15 protein-coding genes and 1 pseudogene are annotated in these 15,984 nt (G+C 71.7%); 9 read left to right on the forward strand and 7 right to left on the reverse strand.

Features of this window, described 5'->3' with window-relative positions; all coding sequences use genetic code 11:
* Window positions 1-99 precede the first annotated feature (99 nt).
* The gene (locus B6R96_RS14590; protein WP_030389108.1) at window positions 100-729 is read right to left on the reverse strand and encodes a sigma-70 family RNA polymerase sigma factor; all 630 of its coding nucleotides are present in this window, start codon (window positions 727-729) and stop codon (window positions 100-102) included.
* A gap of 360 nt (window positions 730-1,089) precedes the next feature.
* Entirely contained in the window at window positions 1,090-1,701 is a 612-nt protein-coding gene (locus B6R96_RS14595) for a response regulator transcription factor (protein ID WP_003948568.1), read from the reverse strand.
* A gap of 379 nt (window positions 1,702-2,080) precedes the next feature.
* On the opposite strand from B6R96_RS14595, the gene B6R96_RS14600 reads away from it, so the two are divergent.
* Window positions 2,081-2,407, forward strand: coding sequence for a WhiB family transcriptional regulator (locus B6R96_RS14600; protein WP_030011164.1), 327 nt, complete (start codon window positions 2,081-2,083; stop codon window positions 2,405-2,407).
* A gap of 142 nt (window positions 2,408-2,549) precedes the next feature.
* On the opposite strand, the gene B6R96_RS14605 is transcribed toward B6R96_RS14600, so the two are convergent.
* Complete coding sequence (locus B6R96_RS14605; RefSeq protein WP_030389107.1) at window positions 2,550-3,449, reverse strand: LysR family transcriptional regulator; 900 nt, start codon at window positions 3,447-3,449, stop codon at window positions 2,550-2,552.
* Between the two features lie 90 nt (window positions 3,450-3,539).
* Here B6R96_RS14605 and B6R96_RS14610 point away from each other — a divergent pair, with 90 nt between their 5' ends.
* From B6R96_RS14610 to B6R96_RS14620, 3 genes are all read left to right on the forward strand, one after another.
* Window positions 3,540-4,226, forward strand: coding sequence for an MOSC domain-containing protein (locus B6R96_RS14610; protein ID WP_081525106.1), 687 nt, complete (start codon window positions 3,540-3,542; stop codon window positions 4,224-4,226).
* A 31-nt stretch (window positions 4,227-4,257) separates the two neighbouring features.
* A complete protein-coding gene (locus B6R96_RS14615) occupies window positions 4,258-5,031 on the forward strand; it encodes an SDR family NAD(P)-dependent oxidoreductase (protein WP_030389105.1) in 774 nt (257 codons plus the stop codon).
* Between the two features lie 111 nt (window positions 5,032-5,142).
* Window positions 5,143-5,838 (forward strand): ester cyclase, encoded by a 696-nt coding sequence (locus B6R96_RS14620; protein WP_335755535.1) that lies wholly within the window; start codon window positions 5,143-5,145, stop codon window positions 5,836-5,838.
* Window positions 5,839-5,906: 68 nt separating this feature from the next.
* On the opposite strand, the gene groL is transcribed toward B6R96_RS14620, so the two are convergent.
* Both groL and groES read right to left on the reverse strand, forming a co-directional pair.
* A complete protein-coding gene (gene groL / locus B6R96_RS14625; protein WP_030389103.1) occupies window positions 5,907-7,538 on the reverse strand; it encodes a chaperonin GroEL in 1,632 nt (543 codons plus the stop codon).
* Window positions 7,539-7,650: 112 nt separating this feature from the next.
* Window positions 7,651-7,959 carry a co-chaperone GroES gene (gene groES / locus B6R96_RS14630; RefSeq protein WP_030389102.1) on the reverse strand — a complete coding sequence of 103 codons (309 nt, stop codon included), beginning with the start codon at window positions 7,957-7,959 and terminating at the stop codon, window positions 7,651-7,653.
* 983 nt (window positions 7,960-8,942) lie between these two features.
* On the opposite strand from groES, the gene B6R96_RS14635 reads away from it, so the two are divergent.
* From B6R96_RS14635 to B6R96_RS14650, 4 genes are read left to right on the forward strand one after another with little or no spacing between them, the layout of a single operon-like run.
* On the forward strand, window positions 8,943-9,623 hold the full coding sequence (locus tag B6R96_RS14635) for a response regulator transcription factor (RefSeq protein ID WP_053704308.1): 681 nt from the start codon (window positions 8,943-8,945) through the stop codon (window positions 9,621-9,623).
* The gene (locus B6R96_RS38645) at window positions 9,616-10,968 is read left to right on the forward strand and encodes a sensor histidine kinase (RefSeq protein ID WP_107475519.1); all 1,353 of its coding nucleotides are present in this window, start codon (window positions 9,616-9,618) and stop codon (window positions 10,966-10,968) included. The genes B6R96_RS14635 and B6R96_RS38645 overlap by 8 nt, the downstream gene beginning before the upstream one ends.
* Window positions 10,969-11,024: 56 nt before the next feature.
* The gene (locus B6R96_RS14645) at window positions 11,025-12,221 is read left to right on the forward strand and encodes an LCP family protein (RefSeq protein ID WP_081522667.1); all 1,197 of its coding nucleotides are present in this window, start codon (window positions 11,025-11,027) and stop codon (window positions 12,219-12,221) included.
* Complete coding sequence (locus B6R96_RS14650; RefSeq protein WP_051779974.1) at window positions 12,209-13,645, forward strand: FtsW/RodA/SpoVE family cell cycle protein; 1,437 nt, start codon at window positions 12,209-12,211, stop codon at window positions 13,643-13,645. Before B6R96_RS14645 ends, B6R96_RS14650 begins: the two co-directional genes overlap by 13 nt.
* Window positions 13,646-13,762: 117 nt before the next feature.
* Here the strand turns inward: B6R96_RS14650 and B6R96_RS14655 are convergent, their stop codons facing one another.
* Entirely contained in the window at window positions 13,763-14,047 is a 285-nt protein-coding gene (locus tag B6R96_RS14655) for a hypothetical protein (RefSeq protein WP_053169722.1), read from the reverse strand.
* 129 nt (window positions 14,048-14,176) lie between these two features.
* Here B6R96_RS14655 and B6R96_RS14660 point away from each other — a divergent pair, with 129 nt between their 5' ends.
* Complete coding sequence (locus B6R96_RS14660; protein ID WP_081522668.1) at window positions 14,177-15,529, forward strand: tetratricopeptide repeat protein; 1,353 nt, start codon at window positions 14,177-14,179, stop codon at window positions 15,527-15,529.
* Here the strand turns inward: B6R96_RS14660 and B6R96_RS14665 are convergent.
* Window positions 15,526-15,885, reverse strand: a pseudogene (locus B6R96_RS14665) (UTRA domain-containing protein); the annotation flags it as partial. The gene B6R96_RS14660 and the pseudogene B6R96_RS14665 overlap by 4 nt on opposite strands.
* Window positions 15,886-15,984 lie beyond the last annotated feature (99 nt).

Below are 15,984 nucleotides of genomic sequence, written 5' to 3' on the forward strand. Positions count from 1 at the left end.
CACACAGGGCCGCGACCGGTGCCACGGGACCGGACGGAGCGCAGGGCCCGCACGGGCCGCGAGGCCCGCACAGCCGCCCTCCCGCGTGGGGCAGCGCCCCTACTGCTCGGCCAGTGCCCGCAGCCGGCTGAGCGCCCGGTGCTGGGCCACGCGGACGGCCCCGGGGGACATTCCGAGCATCTGCCCGGTCTCCTCCGCGGTCAGCCCGACGGCGACCCGCAGCACGAGGAGCTCGCGCTGGTTCTCCGGAAGGTTGGCCAGGAGCTTCTTGGCCCAGGCCGCGTCGCTGCTGAGCAGCGCACGCTCCTCCGGGCCCAGCGAGTCGTCGGGCCGCTCCGGCATCTCGTCGGAGGGCACGGCCGTGCTGCCCGGGTGCCGCATGGCGGCCCTTTGCAGGTCGGCGACCTTGTGCGCGGCGATCGCGAAGACGAAGGCCTCGAAGGGCCGCCCGGTGTCCCGGTAGCGCGGCAGCGCCATCAGGACGGCGACGCAGACCTCCTGCGCCAGGTCCTCCACGAAGTGACGAGCGTCACCGGGCAGCCGCGAGAGCCGGGTGCGGCAATAGCGGATCGCGAGGGGGTGCACGAAGGCGAGCAGGTCGTGCGTGGCCTGCTCGTCGCCTTCCACCGCCCGGCGTACGAGCGCGCTGACACCCCCGGCACTGCCGCCTTTGGCGGCGCCGGTCGGGCCTGTGGCCGCGGGTGACCCCAGGGCCTCGTCGTCGCGCATCAATCCATGGTGCCTTGGCGCCGGAGCATCCGCGGCACCGTGGCCCTTGTTGTGCATCGAAGCGTTATGAGCAGGCGCGCCGGAACCCATCGTCTGCGCCCTCCCCTCCCGCTCGGCCGAATAGTCCCCGAGAGACTCCACACCCTCAAGGATGCGGCATCGCGCACGAAGCGAGACGTCCCCCGGATTGTGCCCCGCCAACCCCCGTGTGCGCACCGGGTACGGCGGGGACAGGGCTGCCCCCGAGAACAGGAGATCACGAGGGCGGCGCGCCGCCCCGTCCGCGGGTGGCGGACGGGACCGCTCGCGACGATCCACGGCCTGCGGCGGACCGGGCCGCTCCCGGCCCGGACCGAGGGGTCAGCGGACCAGACCCCAGCGGAATCCGAGCGCCACGGCGTGCGCCCGGTCCGAGGCACCGAGCTTCTTGAACAGCCGGCGGGCGTGCGTCTTGACCGTGTCCTCGGAGAGGAAGAGCTCGCGCCCGATCTCCGCATTGGACCGGCCGTGGCTCATGCCCTCCAGGACCTGGATCTCGCGCGCGGTGAGCGTGGGCGCGGCGCCCATCTCGGCCGAGCGGAGCCGGCGCGGGGCCAGTCGCCAGGTCGGGTCGGCGAGGGCCTGGGTGACCGTGGCCCGCAGTTCGGCGCGCGAGGCGTCCTTGTGCAGGTAGCCACGGGCGCCGGCGGCGACCGCGAGGGCCACGCCGTCCAGGTCCTCGGCGACCGTCAGCATGATGATGCGGGCGCCGGGGTCGGCCGAGAGCAGCCGACGGACCGTCTCCACACCGCCCAGCCCGGGCATCCGTACATCCATCAGAATCAGGTCGGAGCGGTCGGCGCCCCAGCGGCGGAGGACTTCCTCGCCGTTGGCAGCCGTCGTCACACGCTCGACGCCGGGCACGGTGGCAACCGCGCGACGGAGCGCCTCTCGGGCAAGCGGGGAGTCGTCGCAGACGAGGACGGATGTCATGACCGCCCTCCGCAGCTGCTGATGCGCGTCACCTTGAGCCTCCAGGCTGGTACGTATCGTCACCTGTGCGGTCGATGCTCCCGGACACCTGTCCGAGAACTTGTTGGTTCAACCGCCTTCGCACTCTCAACGATGGTCACTCGAAAGAGTTACGGGTCGGACGGACACCTTCAGCACTCTACGTGAGGAAGCGATCACGGCGTTGGAGGCGCGGGCCGGCTGTCCTCCATCTGGAGCTATGCCCTATTTGGCGGCTTTCCTTCCGTTTGGCACGTGTCTGAGGCTAGATTCCCAATGAGTCATATTTACATCTACTCCGACAGTAGGTGTGGAGACATGGACCGTATCCGCCTCAGTACCGGCACCAAGAGGACTACCAATGGCAGATTTCTCCCGCCTCCCCGGACCGAACGCCGACCTCTGGGACTGGCAGCTCCTCGCTGCCTGCCGCGGGGTCGACAGCTCCCTCTTCTTCCATCCGGAAGGCGAGCGGGGCGCGGCCAGGAGCGCGCGCGAGGCCTCGGCTAAAGAGGTCTGCATGCGCTGCCCGGTGCGTTCGGAATGCGCCGCGCACGCACTCGCCGTCCGAGAGCCCTACGGGGTGTGGGGCGGCCTCACCGAGGACGAGCGCGAGGAACTGATGGGCCGCGCCCGGCACCGCCTGATCCCCGCGTCGAGTGCGATCGGACCGATCGCGCCGAACTGAGCGCCGACGAAACGTCAGAAGGAACGTTTCCTCGAATCACCGGCACCACCGGGCGTGTCGCCGCCCGGCCCGCGTTTCACTCGTTCGGCCCCACCGGGCCGTCCGATGTGCGCCCCCGGCCGCCGCCGGGGGCGGACGCGGGTCAGCGCGCGGCCGCCCGTTCCAGCTCCGCCAGGGTCGCGGCCACGGCCGGCACCCGGGCCAGGTCGGGCAGGGTCAGCGCGACGACCTCCCGCTCGACCGCCGGCTCCACGGCCACCGTGCTCACGCCCTTGGCCCGTACGGACTCCACCGCGAGCTCCGGCAGCACCGCCACGCCCAGCCCGGCGCCGACCAGACCGACCACCGCCGGATAGTCGTCGGTGGCGAAGTCGATGCGCGGGGTGAAGCCCACGCCCTCGCACACCTCCACCAAGTGGCGGCGGCAGCGCGGACAGCCCGCGATCCAGGGTTCGTCCGCCAGTTCCGCCATGCCCACGCGCTCCGCGCCGGCCAGCCGGTGCCCCTGCGGAACCAGCCCGACGAGCCGGTCCGTCAGCAGCGGCCGCACCACGAGGTCGTCCCACTCCGCGGCGGAATGGGCGGCGCCGCCGTAGCGGAAGGCCAGCGCCAGGTCGCAGTCCCCCTCGCGCAGCATCTCCACCGAACGCGGCGGCTCGGCCTCGACCAGCGAGATACGGGTCCCGGGGTGCTCGGCGCGCATCGCCGCGAGCGCGGTCGGCACCAGCGTGGAGCTGCCGCTGGGGAAGGACACGAGCCGCACCCGTCCCGCGCGCAGCCCGGCGATGGCCGCGACCTCCTCCTCGGCCGCGGTCAGCCCGGCCAGGATCCCCGCGGCATGGCGCACCAGGGCCTCACCGGCCTGGGTCAGCCGCATCTCGCGGCCGGTGCGGATGAGCAGCGGGGTGCCGGCGGACTGCTCCAGCGCCTTCATCTGCTGGGAGACGGCGGGCTGGGTGCAGCCGAGCTCGCGGGCGGCTGCGGAGAAGGACCCGGTCCCGGCGACAGCGCGCAGAACCCGGAGATGACGTGCCTCGATCACCACCCGAGCATAAGCCCTGCTTTGACTGCTGCGCGAATATCCCGGTGACGCTTTGGGATTGCTCGGCTAGCGTGTGGTCCCATGGGCTCCATGCATCTGATCTCCGTGAACCTCGGCCGCGCCACGGCCGTCGACTACTCCGACGCGGAGGGAGGGGTGACGGGCATAGGCAAGCGCCCCGTCCCCGGACCGGTCCGCGTCGTCGCCCCGGGCCCCAAGGCCACCGGCCTCGGCAGCGGACTGGAGGGCGACGCCGTCTGCGACCGCCGGCACCACGGCGGCGACCACCAGGCCGTCTACGCGTACGCCCGCGAGGACCTCGACCTGTGGGAGCGCAGCCTGGACCGGGAGCTGCCGGCCGGGATCTTCGGCGAGAACTTCACCACCTCCGGCATCGACCTGAACACCGCGCGGCTCGGCGACCGCTGGCGGGTCGGCGCGGACCTCGTCCTCGAGGTGGCCTCGGCCCGCATCCCGTGCCGGACCTTCCAGGGCGCCCTGGGTGAGGCCGGCTGGGTCAAGCGGTTCACGAAGGAGGCCCGGCCGGGTGCGTACCTCCGGGTGATCGAGGAGGGTTCGGTCTCCCCCGGCGACGCGATCGAGGTCATCCACCGGCCGGACCACGAGGTGACGGTGGAACTCTGGTTCCGCGCCTTCACCACCGAGCGGGCCCTGCTGCCGCTCACCCTGGCGGCGGGCGGGGCGATGGAGCCGGAGGCCCACGAGCGGGTTCGCCTGTACGTGGAGAAGTACGGGGCCGGGGCCGGGGCGAAGTAGCGCCGTCAGCGGGGGAAGCTAGGTTGCGCCTATGACGACTGCGTTGATTACGGGATCCACGGCGGGCATCGGCGCCGCTTTCGCCCGGCGGCTGGCCGCCCAGGGGCACAACCTGGTGCTGGTGGCGCGCGACACCAAGCGACTCGGCGAACAGGCCACCGAACTGCACGACCGGCACGGCATCGAGGCGGAGGTACTGGCCGCCGACCTCTCCACGGAGGAGGGCATCGCGGCGGTCGAGCGGCGCCTCGACGACCGCACGCACCCGGTGGACCTGCTGGTCAACAACGCGGGCTTCGGCAACAAAGGCCGCTACCTGGAAGTCTCCATGGCCGACGAGCTGACCATGCTGAAGGTGCACATCGAGGCGGTCCTGCGGCTGACCTCGGCGGCCACCGCGTCGATGCGCTCGCGCGGCCGCGGCGGCGTGATCAACGTGGCCTCGGTGGCCGCCTTCGTACCCCGCGGTACGTACGGGGCGAGCAAGGCCTGGGTCGTGCAGTTCACCCAGGGCGCGGCGCGGGACCTGGGCGGGTCCGGGGTGCGGCTGATGGCGCTGTGCCCCGGCTTCGTCCGGACGGAGTTCCACGAGCGGGCCGGAATGGGCACGGACAACATCCCGAGCTGGATGTGGCTGGACGCCGACAAGCTGGTGGCTTCGGCCCTGGCCGACCTGGCGCGGGGGAAAACGGTGTCGATCCCGGACCCGCGGTACAAGGCGCTGATGGGCGTGGTGAAGCTGACGCCGCGCGGACTGCTGGGCGGGGTGTCCTCGCGCACGGGCCGCAAGTACGGCCCCCAGTAGCCCCGGAGGCCACCCGGACGGGCCTCGTCACAAGCAGCCGATCGGGTGAAATCTCCCTAAACTGGACCTGTCCCATCCAGCGCGGGAGGCGACGCCATGACATTCGTACAAGTGATCGATTATGAGACCAGGCGGTTCGACGAGATGAACGCGCTCATCGACCGCTGGGCGGAGCAGAGCAGCGGCAGGCGCACGGCGACGCACACGATGATCGGCCAGGACCGCGAGGCCCGGAACCACTACGTGGACATGGTGGAGTTCCCCTCGTACGAGGAGGCCATGAAGAACTCCCATCTCCCCGAGACGGACCGCATGTTCCAGGAGATGGTGGCCCTCTGTGAGGGAATGCCGAAGTTCATGAACCTCGACGTCGTCCGCGACGAGCACCTCAACAAGCAGCTCGCCCGGCGGGTGTTCGAGGAAGCGGCCATGGGCGGCAACATGGGCGTCCTCGACGAGTGCTTCGCGACGAACTACATCGACCACGACGTCAGCAAGGCGGAGTCCACCGTCATCGGACGCGACGCCATGCGGTCGGACATGGAGACGTGGCGCGCCGCCTTCGACATGACCTTCGAGCCGCAGGCCATGCTGGCCGAGGGCGACATGGTCACGACGGTGTGGAACTGGCGCGGCACCCACAAGGGCACCTTCATGGGAGTCCCACCGACCGGGAAGACGTACGAGATGTCCGGGAGCACCACCTTCAGGTGCCTGGAGGGAGAGATCGTCGAGGGCTGGTGGCACTACAACACCGCGGCCCTGCAACGGCAGATGGGCGGATCGGGTTCCCCGTACGGAACCTGAGGCCCCATCACGGGGAAGGCCCCGCCCCGCGGCTGCGGAACGGGGCCTTCTCGGCGTGGTGCGTGCGATCAGTGGCTGTGGCCGTGACCGCCGTGGCCGTGACCGGCGTCGCCCTCGTCCTCCGCCGGCTTCTCGACGACCAGGGTCTCGGTCGTGAGCAGCAGGGAGGCGATGGAGGCGGCGTTCTCCAGCGCGGAACGGGTGACCTTCACCGGGTCGATGACGCCGGCCTTGACCAGGTCGCCGTACTCGCCGGTGGCGGCGTTGAAGCCCTGGCCCTTGTCGAGCTCGGCGACCTTCGAGGTGATGACGTAACCCTCGAGACCGGCGTTCTCGGCGATCCAGCGCAGCGGCTCGACGGCGGCGCGGCGCACGACCGCGACACCGGTGGCCTCGTCGCCCGACAGGCCGAGGTTGCCCTCGAGGACCTTCACGGCGTGGACGAGAGCGGAGCCACCGCCGGAGACGATGCCCTCCTCGACCGCGGCGCGGGTCGCCGAGATGGCGTCCTCGAGACGGTGCTTCTTCTCCTTGAGCTCCACCTCGGTGGCGGCGCCGACCTTGATGACGCAGACGCCACCGGCGAGCTTCGCCAGGCGCTCCTGCAGCTTCTCGCGGTCCCAGTCCGAGTCGGTCGACTCGATCTCGGCCTTGATCTGGTTGACGCGGCCGAGGACCTCTTCGTGGCTGCCGCCACCATCGACGATGGTGGTGTCGTCCTTGGAGATGGTCACGCGGCGGGCGGAGCCCAGTACGTCCAGACCGGCCTGGTCGAGCTTGAGGCCGACCTCCTCGGCGATGACGGTGGCACCGGTGAGGGTGGCCATGTCCTGGAGCATCGCCTTGCGGCGGTCACCGAAGCCGGGGGCCTTGACGGCCACCGCGTTGAAGGTGCCACGGATCTTGTTGACGACGAGGGTGGAGAGCGCCTCGCCCTCGACGTCCTCGGCGATGATCAGCAGCGGCTTCGAGGCGCCGGCCTGGATGACCTTCTCCAGCAGCGGCAGGAGGTCCTGGATCGAGGAGATCTTGCCCTGGTTGATCAGGATGTACGGGTCGTCGAGGACGGCCTCCATACGCTCCTGGTCCGAGACCATGTACGGCGAGAGGTAGCCCTTGTCGAAGGCCATGCCCTCGGTGAACTCCAGCTCCAGGCCGAAGGTGTTGGACTCCTCGACGGTGATGACACCGTCCTTGCCGACCTTGTCCATCGCCTCGGCGATGAGCTCGCCGACCTGCTGGTCCTGCGCGGAGAGCGCGGCCACGGCGGCGATGTCGGACTTGTCCTCGATCGGGCGGGCGGTCGCGAGGAGCTCCTCGGACACGGCCTTGACCGCGGCGTCGATGCCCTTCTTCAGGGCGGCCGGGGAAGCACCCGCGGCGACGTTGCGCAGACCCTCGCGGACCAGCGCCTGGGCCAGCACCGTGGCGGTGGTGGTGCCGTCACCCGCGATGTCGTTGGTCTTGGTCGCCACCTCCTTCACGAGCTGCGCGCCCAGGTTCTCGTACGGGTCGTCCAGCTCGACCTCGCGAGCGATGGTGACACCGTCGTTGGTGATGGTGGGGGCGCCGAACTTCTTGTCGATGACGACGTTGCGGCCCTTGGGGCCGATCGTCACCTTGACCGTGTCGGCAAGCTTGTTGACGCCGCGCTCGAGGGCGCGACGGGCGTCCTCGTCGAACTTCAGGATCTTCGCCATGGGAGCGGTTCAGCCCTCTCGAAAACTCGGGTTTAACGAGCTGCGCCCCTCGCCGCCCGGCAATCAGCGGGGTGACCAGGGGCGCAGCTCAAAGCAGTACTGATGAAGAGAATTACTTCTCGACGATCGCGAGCACGTCGCGAGCCGAGAGGACGAGGTACTCCTCGCCGCTGTACTTCACTTCGGTGCCGCCGTACTTGCTGTAGAGCACGATGTCGCCGACGGTGACGTCCAGCGGGAGACGCTGGCCGTCCTCGAAGCGACCCGGGCCCACCGCGAGGACGACGCCCTCCTGGGGCTTCTCCTTCGCGGTGTCCGGGATGACCAGGCCGGAAGCCGTGGTCTGCTCGGCGTCCAGCGGCTGGACCACAATGCGGTCCTCAAGCGGCTTGATGGCAACCTTGGAGCTGGTGGTCGTCACGATCCGACCTCCCCCTTCGGAGATCCGGGGTTAACTGTCTGAGGTGGCGACCAGGTCGATCCGTCGTCGCGGGTGCCGGATCTGCCTGTCGCTGTGTTGGCACTCACCAGGGGCGAGTGCCAGGTGCGAGACTATTCCGGCGATTAGCACTCGGTCAAGCGGAGTGCCAATTCCCGCCCCTCGGGCGTTGCGCGGCCCCCCTGCGGTACGCCGCCCCGCCGCTGCCCGGGGCTCCGCCCCGGCCCCCGCGCGGGTTGCCCTGCGGGCGGCTTGGCGGTGCCCCGCCCCGCCGTTGCACGGGGCTCCGCCCCGGACCCCGCGCCTCAAACGCCGGCGGGGCTTGATTTGGCGGATCTCGGGTGGGGCGGTGCCCCGCACGAGGATCTCCTCGGCTCGGCGCGCGCGGCGGCGTCATGGCCGTACGGCGGGGGTCGCGCCTCGTCCTGCGGGGACCCTCCTGCGTGTCCCCGCCCCACGGCAGGCTTCGGCTGTACGCGGGACCCGATTGGGGGGCAGGGCTTTCCCGGGGGTGTGTCGGCGGAGGGGAGTGGGGACGGGGCGGGGTGTCCCCGCAGGACGAGGCGCGACCCCCGCGTACGGCCGAGACATGCCCGCGCGCGCCGAGCCGAGGAGACACCCCGCCCCGGCCCCACGCACCGGCCCAGGCCGACCACCCCGCACCACCATCCCGGCCCGGCCACCCCGCTCACGAAGGCGCCGGCCCGCACCGTCCCGGCCATGCCGCTCACGAAGGCACGGGCCCGCACCACTCAGCCTCGCCGGCGTTTGAGGCGCGGGTCCGGGCAGAGCCCGGCACACGGCGCCGAGCCGGACATCGCACGGGCCGCCCGCAGGGCACCCGGCAGAGCCCGGCACACCGCCGCGAGCCGCACACCGCCGAGCCGCCCGCAGGGCACCCGGCACACCACCGCAAGCCGCACACCCGGCCGCGCCCCGGACGGGCGATATGTGAGGCTTGGGCCGTGCGCATTCTCGTAGTCGAAGACGAAGAAGGCCTCGCCGAGTCCCTGCGGCGCGGCCTCTCCGCCGACGGCCACCGCGTGGACATCGCCCACGACGGCCACCTCGGCATGGACCTCGCCCTCGCCGGCGGCCCGTACGACGTCGTCCTCCTCGACCTGATGCTCCCGGGTCCCAGCGGCCACGCGATCTGCACGAGGATGCGCGCCCACGGCGACACCACCCCCGTCCTGATGCTCACCGCCCGCGACGGCGAGTACGACGAGGCCGAGGGCCTGGATTCCGGCGCCGACGACTACCTCACCAAGCCGTTCTCCTTCGTCGTCCTGGCCGCCCGAATACGCGCACTGGCCCGCCGCGCCGGCGCTCCCGACCGCGGCACGCTCCAGGCCGGCGACCTCGTCCTGGATCCGCAGGGCCGCCGGTGCCGCCGCGGCGACCGGGACATCGAGCTCACCGCCCGCGAACTGGGCGTGCTCGCCTGCCTGATGGAGCAGCCGGGCCGGGCCGTCGCCAAGCAGGACATTCTGGACGAGGTCTGGGACTCCCCGCACGGTATCGACCCGAACATCGTCGAGGTGTACGTCTCCTCGCTGCGCAAGAAGATCGACGCCCCCTTCGGCCGCCGCTCGATCCGCACCGTCCACGGAACCGGCTACCGGCTGGCCCCCGACGGTGGTTAGCAGCATCCGGGCGCGCACCGCCGCCGCGGCGGCCCTGGCGATGGCCGCTGTCCTCGCCGCCGGGGGGCTGTGGCTGCACGCCCTGTTGCGGGCGAACCTCCTCGACAACACCACCGGCCGTGCCGAGCTCGCCGCCCGCAAGGTCGCCGCGCAGCTCGACAGCCGGACCCTGCCGCCCGGTGGACGGCTGCCCGCGCCCGAGAGCGGGGTGGACCTGGTCCTCGTACGGGACGAGGCCGGCCGGACGGTCGCCAGCACCGGTAGCGGCACCGGCGATCCGAAGCACACCCCCGACCTGGCCGGCGCCCCTCGCCCCGGGCCCGGGGAGGACTCCCGGTCGGCCGTGCTCCCTCCCGCCCGCCCCGGCGGGGAACGGCGCGCGGTGGTCGTCGTCAACGCGCCGGGCGCGCACACCGTGTACGCGATGACCGTGCTCGGCGACGTCGACGACGCCACCCGGGCCGTCGCGATCGGACTCCTGGCGGGCGGTCCCCCGCTCGCCGGTTTCGCCGCGGCCCTGGCCTGGTGGGTGACGGGCCGCGCACTGCGCCCGGTGAACGCGATCCGCCGCGAGCTGGCGGCCGTCACGGCGAGCGAGTTGGACCGGCGGGTCCCGGACCCGGGCGGGGCGGACGAGATCGCGCGGCTGGCCCGGACCGTGAACGACACCCTCGACCGGCTGGAGCGCTCCGACGCCCGGCAGCGGCAGTTCACCGCGGACGCCTCGCACGAGCTGCGCAATCCGCTGGCCGCCGTACGGTCCCGGCTGGAGGTGGCGCTGGCCATGGACCGCCCCGACCGGGAGTCGGTCGGGGCCGCGCTGGCGGACACCGAGCGGCTTCAGCGCATCGCGGCGGACCTCCTGCTGCTGGCCCGGCTGGACGGCGGCCCGGCGCCCCGGAGCGAGCCGGTGGATTTGGCGCTGCTGGCCGCGGAGGACGCGGCGCGCCGGGGCGGCCCGCGGGGTGACGCCCGGGTCTCGCTACGGCTGGATGCGCGGGCGCCCGTACCGGCGTCCGGTGATCCGGCGCGGCTGGAGCGGGCGCTGGCCAATCTGGTGGACAACGCGCTGCGGTACGCCCGCGCCGAGGTGGTCGTGCGGGCCGCGGAGCACGACGGCTGGAGGCTGCTGGAGGTCACGGACGACGGCCCGGGCATCCCGGAGGCGGACCGGGACCGGGTGTTCGAGCGGTTCGTACGCCTGGACGCGGACCGCGGTCGGGCCAGCGGCGGCACCGGGCTCGGTCTGGCCATCGCCCGGGAGATTGCGCGGGCTCACGGGGGCGACGTACGCGCGCTGCCGGCGCCCGGTGGGGGCGCGCGGCTGGTGCTGCGCATCCGGTAGCGCTCCGCGGGCGCCCTCAGGATTCCTTCAGCGGACCTCCGTCAGCATCGGCAGGTATGAGCGCGCACCGGAGGAAGCCGACGACACGATCCCGCCGCCCGTCCCGCCGACGGCGCGCGGTCCGCACGCTGCTGGTCACCGGGTGCGCGCTGGGAGCCCTGGCGGGAGGGGGCGCCTGGTACCTGTACCGCGACCTCGCGGCCGGTATCGGCAGTTCCAAGGCTCTCGAAGGCGCGGAGAAGTCGAAGTCCGGCGACAGCAACATCCTGCTGGTGGGGCTGGACAGCCGGCGGGACCGGAACGGCGAGAAACTGCCGGAGGAGGTCCTCGACAAGCTGCACGCCGGCAGCTCGGACATCGGCGGCTACAACGCGAACACCCTGATCCTGCTGCACGTGCCCGGGGACGGGAGCCGGGCGAAGGCCTTCTCGGTCCCGCGCGACGACTTCGTCGACATACCCGGCCACGGCAAGGACAAGATCAAGAAGGCGTACGGGCTGGCGAAGGAGAAGAAGCAGGAGCAGCTCGCCGCGCAGGGGGTCACGGACGTACGGCAGTTGGAGCGGGACGGCCGGGAGGCGGGACGCGCCGCGCAGATCGAGACGGTGCGGAACTTCCTGGGGGTCCCGATCGATCACTTCGCCGAGCTGAACCTGGCCGGTTTCTACCACCTCGCGGACGCGCTGGGCGGCGTACCGGTGTGCCTGAACAGGGCGGTGAAGGACTCGTACTCGGGCGCCGACTTCCCGGCGGGGCCGCAGACGCTCGACGGCCGGCAGTCGCTCGCCTTCGTACGGCAGCGGCACGGCCTGGAGAGGGGTGACCTGGACCGGACGAAGCGGCAGCAGGCCTTCCTGGCGGGGGCGACGAAGAAGCTGAACTCGGCCGGGACCTTCACCGATCCGGCGAAGCTGATCAAGCTGATCGATGCCGCGAAACAGGACGTGGTGACGGACGAGGGCTGGGATCTGCTGGCGTTCGTGAAGCAGGCCAAGAACCTGTCCGGGGGGAAGGTCCAATTCACGACACTTCCCATCGAAGGCTTCGGAAGGAACCATGGGGAGGACATCAACGTCGTAGATGATATGAAGATAAAGCGCCTCATTACCGAGCAGATCGGACCGAAGGCCTCCCCCGGCCCCGGCGCACCGTCCTCACCGGCGGCGCCGTCGCCGTCGTCGCCACCCTCACCGTCCTCACCGCCCTCGCCGCCCGCTTCCAGGGACGGTGGCGGCATCCCGTGCGTGGACTGAAACCCCTGACGACGGCGGTCGCCCGCCGGCGCACCGAGGCGCTGCTCCTGCTCTTCGTCATCGCCATCGCCGTCTTCGGCCACGCCGCCGCAGGCCTCGCCATGAACGACGAGCTGCCGCCCAACCTCGCCGGGTTCACCATCAGCATGACCTTGCTGTCCCTGGTGGGGCACCTGGGCGTGCGCCGCTTCGCGGCCTACGCGGATCCGCTGATCCTCCCGCTCGCGATGCTGCTGACCGGCCTCGGCCTGGTGCTGCTGCACCGCCTCGACCAGGGCTACATCGAGCGCTACAACTCGGACGCGAACGCCCCCGGCCAGCTGATGTGGACGGTGGTCGGGGTCGCCGCCTGCCTGCTCGTACTGGCGCTGCTGCGCGACCACCGGCTGCTGCAACGCTTCATCTACATCACGATGGCCGTCGCGCTGGTGCTGCTGATCGCGCCGGCCTTCTTCGGCGCGGACACCTACGGCGCGAAGCGCTGGATCAAACTCTTCGGCTTCTCGCTCCAGCCCGGCGAGTTCGTCAAGATCATGATCGCGATCTTCTTCGCCGGATACCTGGTCGTCCACCGCGACTCCCTCGCCCTGACGGGCCGCCGGTTCCTGGGCATGCGACTGCCCCCGATGCGTCAGCTCGGTCCGATCGTCACGGTGTGGATCGTCTCGATGCTGGTCCTGGTCTTCGAACGCGACCTCGGCACCTCGCTGATCTTCTTCGGTGTCTTCGTGGTGATGCTGTACGTCGCCACCGAACGCACCAGCTGGATCGTCTGCGGCCTGCTCATGGCCGCGGCGGGCGCCTTCGTGGTCGGCTCGACGGAGCCGCACGTGAAGGCGCGCGTGGCCGCCTGGCTCAACCCGTTGTCCTACTACTGGGAGAACCGCCCGGCCGGGGTCACCTCCGACCAGTCGGCGCAGGCCCTGTTCAGCTTCGGCACGGGCGGCATCTCGGGCACGGGCCTCGGCATGGGCCACCCCGAGCTGATCGCGTTCGCCGGACGCAGCGACTTCATCCTGACCACGGTGGGCGAGGAGCTGGGCCTGGCCGGGGTCATGGCCGTACTGATCCTCTACGCACTCCTCGTGCAGCGGGGACTCCGCATGGCGCTCGGGGCCCGCGACCCGTTCGGCAAACTGCTCGCCGTGGGCCTGGCCGCGGCGCTGGCCCTCCAGGTCTTCGTGGTCGCGGGCGGCGTGACGGGCCTGATCCCCCTGACGGGCAAGGCCCTCCCCTTCCTGGCCAAGGGCGGCTCCTCACTCCTGGCCAACTGGATCATGATCGCCCTGCTCCTCCGCATCAGCGACAGCGCAGAACGCCAACGCGAGGCGGACACCCACGGCCCGGCAGAAACCACCATCACCCCACTGGTGAGCGCGGAAGCGAGGCCGGGCGGCAGTGAGCGGGAGCCACTGGGGCGGTAGCCAGAGACCCGCGAGCAGGCCCGGGGCGCGCCAGATCGCTACGCGCTTCGCACGTCTCAGCGTCCGGCGGTCGTCCGGGGCGGGTATCTCCCTGTCAGGCGGCAGGGAGTGCAGGCGTCAGGCCGAGGCAACCACCTCGCCCGCCGTGACCTGCGGCGGGTTGGGCAGGAACTGGGCCAGGTTGTCGCGTACGAATTGCGCCGCCCTGGCGATCGATTCGTCGATCCCTGCCCGGTCCCGGAAGACGCTGGTGGACACCATCACCCCGCCACCGGCATCGACCCAGTAGTACGCCACGAATCCCGGAACCTGGCGCATGATCGGCACGAACCCCTCGTCGACGAGGCGTCCGGCCTCGGCCGGGTCGGTCACGCCTTCGTACCGCCGCACTGCTGCGTACATGGTTGATCTCCTGAATGGGCTCGGCATGGTCGGTGCGGAGAGGCGTACCCGGTGCGGCCCGTGGTCGGCTCGCGGGGCGCCCGGCAATCACCGGAAGGGGGTCGGACGAGCGCCCTTTAGGGTGCGGCTATGGACGCCGCCGTACTCCACCGCAGAACCAACATGCACGACGAGTGCGTGCCCCCGGACCTCGTCGACCGCCTCCTCGCCCTCGGGCACGCCGAAGTGGTCCGCAGGCAGGCCGTGGCGGAGGACGGCGACTGGTTCTGCGCCCGCGCCTGGGCGCGTCTCCTGGCCGGCCGCGGAGAGTTGGACGAGGCCCTTGAGGTACTGGCCCCGTACGTCGCCACCGGCTGGTGGACGGCGGCCGCGGAGGCCGCGCGGCTGCTGGACGCCGGGGGCCGGGGCGAGGAGGCCGTCGCCCTCGTCCGCCCCTTCGCGTCGCAGGGCGAGCTGTCGGCCCTGCACGACCTGGCGCTGCTGCTGGCCCGCCACGGGCAGGGGGAGGAGGCGTACGAGCTGCTCCTGCCGCACGTCACCGACTGGATGCTCGCCGAGGCACTGGTCGAGGTGGGCGTCGGGCTGGGGCGCGGCGACGAGGTCGCGGAGCTGCTGGAGGCCTGCAGAGCGCCTGGTATGCCGTGCGCCCATTGCGGAAGTCCGGAGTGCGGCAGGCCGTACATGGAGCCGTTCAACGCGGTGAACCTCCTGGCGCTCGTGCGCGAGAAGCAGGGCCGTACGGACGAGGCGATCGCGGTGCTGCACTCGCCCGGCGCCACGGTCGTCAACAACCGCGACCCGCTGGCCGAACTGCTGGTCCGGCACGACCGGATCGACGAACTGCGCGCCTACGTGGCCGGTCCGGGCACGCACGAGGCGCTCCGCCGGCTCGCAGAGCTGCTGGAGGAGCGCGGCGACGTGGCGGGCGCGGTCGACGTGTACCGGAAGCATGGGGAGGAGGACCGCCTGAACACGGCGGTACTCCTCGCGGAGCTCTTGGCCCGGCACGGGCGGGGCGCCGAGGCCATCGAGGTCATGCGCGCCCCGGACAGCGCCGAGGACTGGGTCGTCGACCTGCTGTGCAAGCTGTTCGCGGCCGAGGGGCGAGCCGAGGAGGGCCTCGCCCACCTGGACGCGCTCAAGGCCCGTCGGGGCGAGGAGGAATGGGAACTGTTCCGGCTGCGCGGGCCGCTGATGGCCGCCTGCGGCCGGCTCGACGAAGCGCTGGCGGAGGCCCGCGCCCACCCCGAGGGCGGCAGCTGGTACGCAACGGAGAGCCTGGCCTGCCTGCTGATCGACGCCGGGCACCCGGAGGAGGCCATCGCCCTGCTGGACACGGACCGCCTGGACCACCGGTGGCCCCTCGGCCCGGCCCTGGTGGAGCTGGGCCGCGTCGAGGAGGCGGTGACCCTCCTTCGCACACCCCGCCCCCGCACCCCACCACCCCGGCCGACGGCTTACAGCGACACTCCGCCCTTCTAGGCGTCGAAGCCGTACTCCAGCACGTAGGAAGCGGAGTCGAGAGTCATCTCGTTGACCTCGACGACCCGCCCGCCCTCGGCGAACGCCGTGCGGACGATCCGGACGACCGGCGTGCCGATGGAGAGTGACAGCCGCTCGGCCTCGTCCGCCGAAGGCATCCGGCAGCGGATCTCCTCCCGGAAGTGGACGGGCGCGTGCCCCAGCTCCGCCAGACGTGCGTACGTCCCGCCGGGACCGGTGTCGACCTGGGTGACGGCCGAGTCCGCAACGATGTCCGACGGCAGGTGCGACACCGCGAAGAGCACCGGTTTGCCGTCCAGCACGAAGCGGCGGCTGCGGGCCCACACACGAGTCCCTTGGCCGCACAGAGCACCGGGTGGAACTCGCCTGCATCCGCGGCGCGTCCGGGCGTGAATTCTCCACCTCCGTCGCCAACGTCGAGCCCGTCGACCGGG

The organism is Streptomyces sp. Sge12, assembly GCF_002080455.1.
Taxonomy (GTDB): domain Bacteria; phylum Actinomycetota; class Actinomycetes; order Streptomycetales; family Streptomycetaceae; genus Streptomyces.

Bases quoted from the DNA above. Each gene is read 5' to 3' on its own strand.
- groL (WP_030389103.1), bottom strand. From the start codon at position 7,538: ATGGCGAAGATCCTGAAGTTCGACGAGGACGCCCGTCGCGCCCTCGAG.
- B6R96_RS14615 (WP_030389105.1), top strand. From the start codon at position 4,258: ATGACGACTGCGTTGATTACGGGATCCACGGCGGGCATCGGCGCCGCT.
- B6R96_RS14660 (WP_081522668.1), top strand. From the start codon at position 14,177: ATGGACGCCGCCGTACTCCACCGCAGAACCAACATGCACGACGAGTGC.
- B6R96_RS14610 (WP_081525106.1), top strand. From the start codon at position 3,540: ATGCATCTGATCTCCGTGAACCTCGGCCGCGCCACGGCCGTCGACTAC.
- B6R96_RS14600 (WP_030011164.1), top strand. From the start codon at position 2,081: ATGGCAGATTTCTCCCGCCTCCCCGGACCGAACGCCGACCTCTGGGAC.
- B6R96_RS14655 (WP_053169722.1), bottom strand. From the start codon at position 14,047: ATGTACGCAGCAGTGCGGCGGTACGAAGGCGTGACCGACCCGGCCGAG.
- B6R96_RS14590 (WP_030389108.1), bottom strand. From the start codon at position 729: ATGCGCGACGACGAGGCCCTGGGGTCACCCGCGGCCACAGGCCCGACC.
- B6R96_RS14645 (WP_081522667.1), top strand. From the start codon at position 11,025: ATGAGCGCGCACCGGAGGAAGCCGACGACACGATCCCGCCGCCCGTCC.
- B6R96_RS14595 (WP_003948568.1), bottom strand. From the start codon at position 1,701: ATGACATCCGTCCTCGTCTGCGACGACTCCCCGCTTGCCCGAGAGGCG.